We start from the raw sequence: 10,821 nt of genomic DNA, 5'->3' as shown, positions 1-10,821 counted from the left end.
TTTTGTTGGCTCTCAATTCAACATGTGGGCTTGGAGTGAAAAATATTCAGTCAGCTTCGCCTTTGTACGGATATCATTCCTTGAGTTGCACTGACGGACTCTGACCGTGATATTCGCTCTGTTTTGGCTGAAACAGGCTGTTATTGATTACTCGGGGCTTTCTTCCCTGCCAGCCAGATAAATCCCACCAGGCCAGCGATGATGGCAAGGCCGATGTAGAGGCCTCGGCTTTGCTGCCAGTCGATTAGTATCGTAAAAACCGTGCTGCTGGTGGCAATCCACAATACAGCGCGTAACAGCAGGCCGGGCAGTTCGTTCGCCGCTTCTTGCTCCAGTTGTTCTTCCGCGCGCTGATTCGCTTTGTGCCAGGCCCAGTATCGCCGCCAAAGCTTGCGCCGGTGCAACTCCTTGGCGATGGAGGCCTTACGCGCGGGGAAGCGCTTGCCATCGATGCCGTCGAAGGCTTCGAGCAGTGCTTGGTTGTCGTATTTGGTGTAATCGGGCGCTTGGTATAGGGCAGATTGGGGCAATGGGCCACTCCATGGACAAACCAGATTAAGCTGCGCTTAGTTACTGCGCCAATCCGTGGCGCTAATGTATAGAACTTCGCAAAAAAGCCCATTGGGCACAACCTCCAATGGCCAAGTTGGCTTTTGAAAAGCTTCCATAAAAAACCGCCGTCTCCAATTGGAGACGGCGGTTGTGTTTGTGCTTAAGCCTCAGATTGAACTGAGTGCCGGCCTAAGCCAGAGCCATCACTGGGCAGCTTCGCTGCCCAGGTGGGTCTGCAGGAATGACAGGTAGGCTTCCTGTGCGGTGATGCGGTTAGCCTTCTTGCGGAAGCCGTGGCCCTCGTCGTCGAACAACACGTACTCCACCGGCACGTTGTTGGCGCGGATGGCGGCCACCATCTCATCGCTTTCCACCTGCAGCACGCGGGGGTCGTTGGCGCCCTGGACCACCAGCACCGGCTTCTTCACGTTGCTGGCATGGAACAGTGGAGAGATACGGCGCAGGCGCTCACCATCTACTGCCGGGTCGCCCAGCTCGTCGTACAGCGACTGGCGGAAGGCCTCCCACCAGGGCGGGATGCTCTCCAGGGTACGAACCCAGTTGGTTACGCCAAAGATGTTGATGCCCAGCTGGAACTCATCGGTGAAGGTCATGGCCGCCATGGTCAGGTAGCCGCCGTAGCTGCCGCCCATCACCACGATGTTGTCGCCATCGACCCAATCCAGGCTCTGCAGGTACTTCTTGCCGTAGACGATGTCTTGCAGGTCATCCTCGCCGTGACGCTTGTCGTCCAGATGGTAGAAGGTGGTGCCGTAGCCGCTGGAGCCACGGTTGTTCACGCCGAGCATGCCATAGCCGTGGTTGACCAGGTGCTGCAGCAGGGCGGAGTAGCCTTTGCGGGTCTGGCCGCCGGGGCCGCCGTGGATGAAGATGATCGCCGGTACCTTGTTGTCGGCGCTGGCCTGCTTGGGCTTAAACAGCAGGGAGGGGATTTCCAGCTCATCAAAGCTGGGGTAGCGCACCACCTCGCTGGTAACCAGATCCGCCTCGTTCATCGAGGGCGACAGGGTGTTGGTCAGGCGCTTGGCGGCCTCGTCCCCCAGGGTGTAGCTGAACAGGTTGGAGGGGGAGACGTCGGAGTTGATGTAGAACACCAAGGCGTCTTCGCTCTTATTGAAGTTCACGCCGCGCAGATCGCCCGCTGGTAATTCAGGCAGGCTCAGGCTTTCGCCAGTACTGGTATCGATGATGTCCAGCACGGTTTGCGCATCGGCGTTAACACCAGCAACACGGTACTTGCCGTTCTCGGAGAAGTAGTAGAACACCACGTCCCAATCGGCGCTGAAGTCTTCGCTGGTGTCGCCACTGATCAGATCGTAGCGGTAGGCTTTCTCGAACTCACTGCCTTCGTTGCTGCCGTAGATCAGCTGCTGGCTGTCGGGGGTAAAGGTGAAGGTGGTGTGGCTGACGTTGCCCTCATGGGGGGTAACGTGAGTGCGAACGGGCACCTCGGCGCTCAGGTCGATGACGTAGAGATCGTTATCGGCGTTGCTGTGCACCACCTGGGTGACCACCCAGCGGCCGTCCGGGCTGATGCCTTGCAGGCTCTCGGCATCGCTGTTTTCGAACATCATGGCCCGGGAGAAATCGGTGGCGCTGTAGAGGTAGAGATCCATCGCCTTGTTGTCGCGCTCGTTGGTGGCGACAAAGAACTGCATGTCGTTCTCGTGCCAGCCATAGAACAGGGCACGATGTTCCTCACCGGGGGTGAGATCGGTGGTGCTGCCGTCGGCATTGAGCACATAGAGGTGGTTCAGCTCGTTACCGCCCTGGTCGGCGGTGAACAGGATGCGGTCATCCTTGGGGAACCAGCTCACGCCGTGGTTGGCGTCATTGCTGGACTGGGTCAGCTGGGTCGGTGCGCTGCCATCAATGGGGTAGCGGTAGGCGTTGAATACCCCGGTGGCGTCGCTGGTAACCAGCACGGCGCTGCCATCGTGGTTGATGGAGCTGCCATAGACGGTGGTGGTCTCAAAAAAGTCGGCGGCTGAGTACTGCTTAAACTCGGCGACGGTGCTCTCCGGAGCCGGCGCGCTGCTGGCTTGCTCCGGTGCGTTGGAACACGCAAAGAGGCCGCCACTGAGGATCAGTGCCAGGGCCGTAGTGTGGTGTTTACCCATGTGAATTCCTTTTAGCTCCATGTTAATCCAATGAGGGGGCAGGATTGGAAGGGCAGGGGAGGCCATCCGATGACCTTTCCCAAACGGGTGCCTCTCGCCTCGATAGTCAGTGCCCCATCGCCCAAGCTGCTTCCATGTAAGTGACTAAACTACCGATGTATTTTTGCACGGTAAAGGGTAAGCCGCTGCTGCCCTGGCCAGCCTGGAGTGTGTGTCTGGCTGATTGACGGCCTAGCTTCTCGGTGGTCTAGCTTGTTGAAGGATTGGCACCGATAGCACTGCGAATATTGGCCAGCTCACTCCAGGGAAAGAAGTAGACAAGGGAGACAACGGCGTACACGGCAAACGAGTCGACGCTGGCGATATGGCAGAAGGCAAAAAAGAAGATCAGCATGTGCATGCGCATCACGTTGACGTAGGGGCGTTTCATCGCATCCCCCACGCACTGGGAGGCGAGAAGTTCCAGCTCTGGCGCGGCGGTGCGCGTTGGCCGCTTCCCTGAGTGGCGGTCTGGTTTGTTGAGCTGGGTGGGGCTAGCGTTCTGGCGCACACTTCGCAGCGCGTCGAGCAGGGGGCCAAACACCTGCTTGCGCTCGGCGATCAGTACCGCAAAGAGGAAGATGCCGTAGCTGGCCACCAGCTGTTGGAAGGTGGCCATAGACGAGAAGGGCAGATGTCCGAACAGATCGTTGGCGGTCTCGGTGGTTTCACCCAGCGGGAAGAACATGCTCAGAAACAGTGCGTGGGCCGCGTGAAAGCCAAAGAAGTGGACGGTGAAGAAGCCAAGCAAAAAGGTGCCGAAGGCGATACCGCCAATGGTGGCCACTGTCCTGATCTTTTTGTCGAAGTCTCCGGAGCGAATGAGCTGCGAGGCCGCGACAGCCCCACCGCCGATTGCCGAAAGAATCGTCAGGTAGCCCAGCACCAGGCTGCAAAGCCACAGCCCCCAGACCAGATCGGTAATCTGCCAATCAAACAGGTAGGCGCTGCCCAGTCCCACCGCAAAGGCGAACAGGTTGATCAGCAGGTTTCGTGCAATGGCGGCCGTTTGCGAGTGCTGACCGGCAGCGAGGGTGTCGGTGGTGGGTCTCATGATGTCCTTCTCATTGAACCGTATGGGGGATTGTTCAGGCCTTCTTGGTCTGCGGTTTACCAGCTTCCTGTGTTTCTGCCTCTTTAAGCAACCCCGATATGGTCAGGGCAACGCCAATCAGCATCACCAGGCCGGAGTGAATGGCATGAAGGATCAGCTCCGCCTTGCTGGCGCCAGTGAACAGGGCGTACCAGAACAGTGGGCAGCACAGACCAAGCAGGGTGATTAAGGCACCGCTGCGAGCGCTGGCGGGCAGTGAGCGAGTGCGGATGGCCTGGCGGATAAGCCGGAAAATGTGGGTATAGGGGCACAGTGCCCGGACAGAGAATCTGAAGCTCATGGCAGTCTTCAAGCGACGGGGAAACCACTAAAGCTAACAAACCATCAAACCCAGACCGTGATACATCCGCTGAGCGGGGTTACTGAGTCGAATGAGGCGCTGGCGGACTACTTCTTTTCGGCCTTGTCGGCTTCGCGCTTCACCAGTAGGAAGGTTAGGTACATCTTGGTGGGCAGGGACAGCACCATGCCGATGGCGACACAGACGGCACTGATGATGATGCCGGTGACGCCCATGGCATCGATGGTGTCGCTGAAGTTGTGCAGGTAGATCCCAAGCAAAATCAGGATAAGCCCCAGGGTGATGCAGCTTTTGAGGATCACGATGAGCCTGGCGTCGGTCACTGCAGCACTCCTGTGGGCTTGGGTTTCACTCCACTCTAACCTCTTTCATCGACAGGTTTCACACCAAAACACTAACCATGGTTAGCCACCCGTTGTTCGGGCATCTCCTGTTCTGCCGATGCGACCTGGCGGATTGGCGGGTCCTTCAGTACCGCCACCAGCAGCGCCGGCAGGAAGGTCAGGGTCAGCAGCGCCGAGGCGAAGATCCCGGACAGTACGATAACGCCCACGCCGCGATACAGCTCGGTGCCCTCACCGGGGATCAATACCAGCGGTGCCAGGCCAAAGATGGTGGTGGCGCTGGACATCAATATGGGTTTGAGCCGCTTACTGACGGCATTGACCACCGCCTCTCGCACCGCCATGCCCTGTTCCACCACGTTGCGCCGGGTCTGGTCGACGATAAGGATGGGGTTGTTGACCACGGTCCCCAACAGGATCAGGAAGCCGAGCATGGTGATCATATCGAACGGCTGGTGGGTACTGTTGAGGCCGATGGCGGCAAAGCCCAGGTTAATGGTGTTCACCAGCACCAGCCCGAGCAGGCCGCCGGCCATGCCCAGCGGCACGGTGGCGAGGATAAACAGCGGATAGCGCCAGTGGGTAAAGATCGCCACTAGCAGCAGGTAGATGAGGATCAGCGCCACGGCGAAGTTGTTCGACAGCGAGGCGCGGGTGGCGTCGAGCAGATCGGCGGCACCGCTGATCTCCACTCGAATGCCCTGGGGGATCTTGCCCTCACTCCACAGCTCCGGCAGCAACTGCTCACGCACCATCTGCTCGGCGGTTTCCAGCGCGATGTCCCGCGGCGGGATGATGTAGACGCTGACGGTCTTGTTGCCGCCAACCCGTCGAATCGAGTTGCTGTCGCGGCTGCGCTTGAGATCCGCCAGGGCGTGCAGCGGCAGCACGTTGCCCGCCGGGGTCACCAGCGGGGTTTCCGCCAGTTGGTCGATGCTCTGCTCGTTGCCGGCACCGCTGAACAGGAAGATATCCACCTTGTCGTCACCGAGGATGAACTCGTCGACAAAGGCACCGTCACTCATCGCCGCAATGGCGTAGCCAAAGTCGCTGCTGTCGATGCCCAGCTCCGCCAGGCGGTGCCAGCGGGGGAAGATCTCAATCAGCGGCTGGTCGAGGCTGAGCGAGCCCGGGGCGGAGTTGAGCTGGGGGTCGTCAAACAGCTCGTCAGCCTTGCGGTAGACCGCATCCGCCGCCTGGTACAGCGGCACAGTTTCGCTGCCGGAGAGGTCGACCACCACCGCCCGGGTGCCGCCATCGTTACTGGAGATGATGGAACCGCGGGAGGAGAAGGCGCGCATGTTGGGGTAGCTCTGAAACTTCTCGGTGATGGCCTTCATCATCTGGGTGATGTGGGCGGAGTCCACCGGTGCGCTCAAGAACCAGATGCGACCAATGGAGACGTCCATGGAGTAGTAGGCCAGTGGCGGCATGTCGGTTTTGCCGGCGCGGAAGTCTGCCTCATCGGCATTGAGATGGCCCTCGAAGTATTCCCGCAGCTCGGCCCCGATCACCGCCATCTCACTGAGGTTGTAGCTTGGCGGCGCAATCATCATGGAGAACGCCTTGGGCTCCTCCCCCTCGGGCAGGTACTCGGCGGCGGGCATCAGCAGGTAGGCCCCACCCAAAATTAGGACGATAAAGCCCAGCGACCACAGCCGTGCCCGGCGGCGGGACTGGGCAAAGAAGCTGGCCAAGCTAAGGAAGCGGCTGGATAGCTTCATCTCCTTGAGCTGCTTGGCGCCGTTTTCCCGGGTGAAGTGGGCCAGGGCGACCGGCACCAGGAACATCGCCACCAGCATGGAGGCGATGATGGCGCCGGAGATGGCGATGGCGATGTCGGAGTAGAGCTGCCCCGCTTCCTGCACCACAAACAGGATGGGGGCGAACACCATCACCGTGGTGGCGGTGGAGGCGAGCACCGCCGGCCACACCTCTTTGGCGCCGTCGATGGCCGCTTGCACCTTGCTGACCCCTTTGGCCCGGGCCTGCATGATGGACTCGAGCACCACGATGGTGTTGTCCACCGTCATGCCGATGGCAAAGGCGATGCCGGCCAGGGAGATCACGTTGATGGTGCGGCCGGTCATCATCAGGGCGAAGAAGGCGGCGATGGTACAGATGGGGATGCCGATCACCCCCACCAGGGTGGCGCGGCCGGAGCGCAGGAACAGGTACATCACCAGGGTAGCGAGCAGAGCACCGAGGGAGAGGTTGATCCAGACGTTTTTCAGCGAGCTTTGCACGTAGCGTACGTCGTCGGAGGTGAGCTTCAGCTCCAGGCCATTGCGCTGCAGCAGTTGCTCGTTGATCTCGGCCACCAGTGGCACCATCGCCTCCTTGATGGCCAGCACGTTGGAGCCACTCTCCCGCATCACCCGCAGGCTCAGCGAGCGCTGGCCGTTGTAGTAGGCCATGGAGCGGGTTTCAAAATGGTCTAGGGTGACGGTGGCGACATCGCGCAGCAGGATGTTGGCGTCGCCGCGGCGGCTGATGATGAGGTTCTCCAGCTCACTGACCTGCTCAAACCGGCCGATCACCCGCAGCAGGTAACGGCTGGACCCGCTTTCGATGTCTCCGGCCGAGGTGTCGTTATTGCGACTGCGGATGGCGCTGCGCAGCTCGGTCAGGCTGATGCCACGCTTGGCCAGCTTGGCTGCATCGACCCGGATCTGCAGCTGCCGCTCGGCCCCGCCATTGACGCTGACCTCGGAGACGCCCTCGACGCTCTCCATCCGGGGCCGGACATAGTCATCGGCGAAATCCCGCAGCATGTCGACATCCAGCTGCAGCGGATTGCCCGGCAGGGGTTGCAGCACAAAGAACATGAAGGCGTTGGAGGAGAAGGCGCTGGAATAGAGCCGGGGCTGGTCGACGTTTTCCGGGTAGGCGGGCACCTGACTCAGGGCGTTGTTCACCCGGATCAGGGCATCGTTCACCTCCACGCCGAAGGGAAACTCCAGCTCGATGGTGGCCTGGCCCATGCGGGCGTAAGAGACCATACGATTGAGGTTGGGCAGGCTGCGCAGGTAGCGTTCCTGCTCAATCAGGATCTCCTTCTCCACGTCCTGGGGGGTCGCGCCGGGCCAGCCGGTTTGGACGGTGATGGTGCGCACCTCCAAGTCCGGGATCATCTGCACCGGGATATTGATCGCGGCGACTACGCCCAGCACGGTGGCGATCAGGGTGATCACCACCACCAGGGTGCTGTGTTTGACGGCAGCGGCAATCATAGCGAGTTACCGGTGATGTTCTGGATCTGCACCGGATCGCCGTCGTTGAGCAGCTCGATGCCGGTGATCACCACGCCGGGGCCAATCGGCAGGCCCTGTACCGCCAGGCGCTCGCCTTGGCGTTCGATGATGGTCACCTGGTAGCGCTTGGCGGTGTCCTGCTCAACCGCGAACACGCTGGCGCCACCATCGGGATGGGATTTGACTGCGGACTGGGGGATCCAGCTGATGCTGAGATCGCTGCGGGGCAGCTGGATCACCGCCCGTGCCGACATGCCGGCCAGCCAGCCGGAGTTGGGCGGCAGGTCTACCAGTGCGGTCAGGGTTCGACTGTTGTCGTTCACCACCTCAACCAGGGTGCTGAGTTTGGCTTCGCTGGGTTGTTGGGTGGGGGTTTCCGGCAGCAGGGTGACGGTGGCGTCCGAGACATCCGCCAGGCGGGCGTAGTATTCCTGCGGCACCTGCAACGAGAGGCGCAGGTTTTGTTGGTCGACCAGGGTAAACACGCTCGCCTCCGGGGTAACCCATTCCCCCAGGTTGATCTGGCGCTCTGAGATCACCCCGGCAAAGGGCGCGTACAGGATATGCCGGTCGAGGATCTCCTCACGCAGGGCCAGCAGCGCCTCGACCCGGTTAAGCTCGGCGTCCGCCACCACCGCCGCCGACAGCCGCTCCTCCATCTGGGTTTTGGGGATCAACTGCTGCTCCGACAGCCCCAGCACCTCTTCGTACAGGCGAGTGGCCTCGGTTTTGGCCGCCTTGGCGGAGCGCACCTCGGCCTGGTAGCGCTCGATCTCCAGCTCCATCAATCGGGCATCGAGCTTGAGCAACTTCTGGCCCTTCTCCACCCGGTCGCCCCGGTCGACGTAGATCTCCGCCACCACACCATCGCGCAGGGTGGCGAGCTGGGAGTGCTGGACTGCCTCAACCGTGCCGGTGAGCGTCAGACTACGCTGGTGGCGGTCGGTGGTGGGGTAGTAGACGTCGACCTGCGTGGCCTCTTCGGCGAAGACACTGGCCAGCGGCCCCACGAACAGGGCGCTGGCCAGTAGGGTGGTGGAAACCAGTTTGTTGAGCGTGCGATGCATCGGTATCGACCTCAGTAGGTGCTTGCGATGACCTGAACCTTCAGCGCAAGTCATCATTAAAACAATCAGTTAACCTGATTATGGCTGAGAAAGATGCGCAAGCGGAAGTGTGGTGAAGCGATTACCCCGTTCGGTTTTCGCAGAGAAGGGTAAGACTTGGCAGTTTGTTTCCTTCTTGCAGCAAAAGAAAGGCTCTTGTAAGTTGTCTAGAGTAATTAAAGGCTGTGAGCATATTTAATGGTTAGACTGCGCCAAAAAAAATACAAGCCACTCATCTAGCTAGCAGAGCAAAAACAGTTAACGTAAGTATTTGCAAATATACTTAAAATGTGTTTTTGGCATTGCGGTCGCCCTTTGAATATTTTAATTTTCAATAAGGGAATTGATACCGCAGAATATTAATGCTTCTCTATTCTGCGGCTATTCCTATTATGGGATGGTTTTTCCATCGGCTAAGCGGTAAGGTCATCTTTGATAGAATCAAGGTAAGAGCGAAAAACAGGATGGATTTCCCATCGATAACTTTGTAGATCGTTAATCTTGTCTTCACTAATTAGGTCTGGATACTCGTTATAGGTCTCATGTGTGTAAAGGTCACTTTTCCCTGAGTCCACTAGCTTTCTTGCATTTATAAAATTAGACATATAAAGCAACCCGAGTAGTTTGATGGCATCAGTGTTTTTTCCTGATGACATTGAAATTTTATCAATAGTTATTTTTCGTCTTGACGGGTACTTTGATAAATACTCTATGATTTCTTGATACGAAAAACTATAGTCTCTTCCTTGTCCTCTGTATTGTTTTCTAAGTATACACATGTGCTTAGAGACATCTTTAACGAGATATCCTATTTGAGGGCAAATCTCTTGAAATTCTGTCTCAAGATTATCAATCCTGCTTTTAGCAAAATCAAGAATTACTTTGTTAGCACATTCGTCATTTATAAGAGCTTCACCATTAACTCCATTTTTTTCAGCTTCATCCTCAGCTGATTCAATTAAATTTTGTACTAACTGAACCATGTCCCTAGGCTTATTTCTTGACTGTTGGGCAATCCATTTTGACCAATACTTCTTGCTACCTTTCTTACCTGGTAGGTTATAATTACTATCAGCAAAAAATTGTCGATATGGAACTCGTCCCTCACCTATGATGTAGCTTGGATCGAGGTCTAAAGCAGCTCTATTAAGCCGAACTAGGAAGATGGCTTCAATCTCCTCTTCAGTGAAGTTTAGTCTGAAAGGGTTGGTTATTTTGTCTCTTATGTCTCGACCAAGGAATTTATTCTTTTCCATTATGTGCCATATATCCGTTCTCACAGATATCAAAACCCTGATTTTAAAAAAATCATTTGATAATTTAATTGCGGCACTTATTATCGCCCAGCAAACTGAGTAATCATACGAATTGGAGGTGCTTTTTAGTATCGATGCAGTGTCTACATCGTCAATCATGATCCATATGTTGTCATCTTTTTCCACCAACATGTTCTTTAGTTTATTGGCAAGCCGGCTTCGATTGTTTCTCTTAAAGCTTATTCCTTCGGAATGGTCATTGAAATAATCAGATACATTTCCTTTTTCCTCAAGGAATGCTCTAAATCTTGCTGCCTTAACCTCTTTGTTTTGCTCATTATTTATGATATTTGTCTCTGATGTATTACAGATTCTATCTATCTCTTTAACTGCAAGTTCGAGAAGAAGATCATAAGCGACTGACTGTTTGTCAGATATAGTAGACTGCTCACCTATAGGATCACAAACTATATTGTGTGGCGTTATCAGCATCGATAGTGTATTTGAGTCAAGAACTGACTCATTTATGACATTGAGCAGCATAGATTTACCACAACCTTTGTCTCCAACAATAATTTTGTGATTGGATCTAGGAAATTTAAGCAACTTTTTAAATTGTCTGGGTTCTACAAAAACCTCGTTTCTGATTCTGGCTTCTTTTTCCGCTGAATCGCCAAAGAAAAGATTACTCAAGCTTCTTAGGTTGTTCATTTC

At 56.5% G+C, this 10,821-nt stretch carries 8 protein-coding genes; all 8 read right to left on the bottom strand.

The window, feature by feature from the left end; all coding sequences use genetic code 11:
- Nucleotides 1–140: 140 nt before the first annotated feature.
- Nucleotides 141–530, bottom strand: a complete 390-nt coding sequence (locus BUC04_RS06075) for a hypothetical protein (RefSeq protein WP_067659340.1) — start codon at nt 528–530, stop codon at nt 141–143.
- 225 nt (nt 531–755) lie between these two features.
- Nucleotides 756–2,693 (bottom strand): S9 family peptidase, encoded by a 1,938-nt coding sequence (locus BUC04_RS06070; protein ID WP_067659337.1) that lies wholly within the window; start codon nt 2,691–2,693, stop codon nt 756–758.
- 247 nt (nt 2,694–2,940) lie between these two features.
- On the bottom strand, nt 2,941–3,786 hold the full coding sequence (locus BUC04_RS06065) for a DUF6498-containing protein (RefSeq protein ID WP_067659334.1): 846 nt from the start codon (nt 3,784–3,786) through the stop codon (nt 2,941–2,943).
- Nucleotides 3,787–3,820: 34 nt separating this feature from the next.
- Nucleotides 3,821–4,126, bottom strand: a complete 306-nt coding sequence (locus BUC04_RS06060) for a hypothetical protein (RefSeq protein ID WP_067659330.1) — start codon at nt 4,124–4,126, stop codon at nt 3,821–3,823.
- A 107-nt stretch (nt 4,127–4,233) separates the two neighbouring features.
- Nucleotides 4,234–4,470: a hypothetical protein gene (locus BUC04_RS06055; protein ID WP_067659327.1), complete on the bottom strand. Its 237-nt coding sequence runs from the start codon at nt 4,468–4,470 to the stop codon at nt 4,234–4,236.
- Nucleotides 4,471–4,541: 71 nt separating this feature from the next.
- Nucleotides 4,542–7,724: an efflux RND transporter permease subunit gene (locus BUC04_RS06050; RefSeq protein WP_067659324.1), complete on the bottom strand. Its 3,183-nt coding sequence runs from the start codon at nt 7,722–7,724 to the stop codon at nt 4,542–4,544.
- A complete protein-coding gene (locus BUC04_RS06045) occupies nt 7,721–8,812 on the bottom strand; it encodes an efflux RND transporter periplasmic adaptor subunit (protein ID WP_067659321.1) in 1,092 nt (363 codons plus the stop codon). The genes BUC04_RS06050 and BUC04_RS06045 overlap by 4 nt, the downstream gene beginning before the upstream one ends.
- A 452-nt stretch (nt 8,813–9,264) precedes the next feature.
- Nucleotides 9,265–10,818 (bottom strand): P-loop ATPase, Sll1717 family, encoded by a 1,554-nt coding sequence (locus tag BUC04_RS23555; RefSeq protein WP_143165553.1) that lies wholly within the window; start codon nt 10,816–10,818, stop codon nt 9,265–9,267.
- Nucleotides 10,819–10,821 lie beyond the last annotated feature (3 nt).

The sequence above is a fragment of the Ferrimonas marina genome, assembly GCF_900129905.1.
GTDB lineage: Bacteria > Pseudomonadota > Gammaproteobacteria > Enterobacterales > Shewanellaceae > Ferrimonas > Ferrimonas marina.
The sequence above is the reverse complement of the archived record's forward strand: the minus strand, read 5'-3'. Positions and strand labels throughout refer to the sequence as shown.

Excerpts from the sequence above, each read along its gene's own strand:
- BUC04_RS06070 (WP_067659337.1), bottom strand. The coding sequence starts at position 2,693 with ATGGGTAAACACCACACTACGGCCCTGGCACTGATCCTCAGTGGCGGC.
- BUC04_RS06045 (WP_067659321.1), bottom strand. The coding sequence starts at position 8,812 with ATGCATCGCACGCTCAACAAACTGGTTTCCACCACCCTACTGGCCAGC.
- BUC04_RS06065 (WP_067659334.1), bottom strand. The coding sequence starts at position 3,786 with ATGAGACCCACCACCGACACCCTCGCTGCCGGTCAGCACTCGCAAACG.
- BUC04_RS06050 (WP_067659324.1), bottom strand. The coding sequence starts at position 7,724 with ATGATTGCCGCTGCCGTCAAACACAGCACCCTGGTGGTGGTGATCACC.
- BUC04_RS06060 (WP_067659330.1), bottom strand. The coding sequence starts at position 4,126 with ATGAGCTTCAGATTCTCTGTCCGGGCACTGTGCCCCTATACCCACATT.
- BUC04_RS23555 (WP_143165553.1), bottom strand. The coding sequence starts at position 10,818 with ATGAACAACCTAAGAAGCTTGAGTAATCTTTTCTTTGGCGATTCAGCG.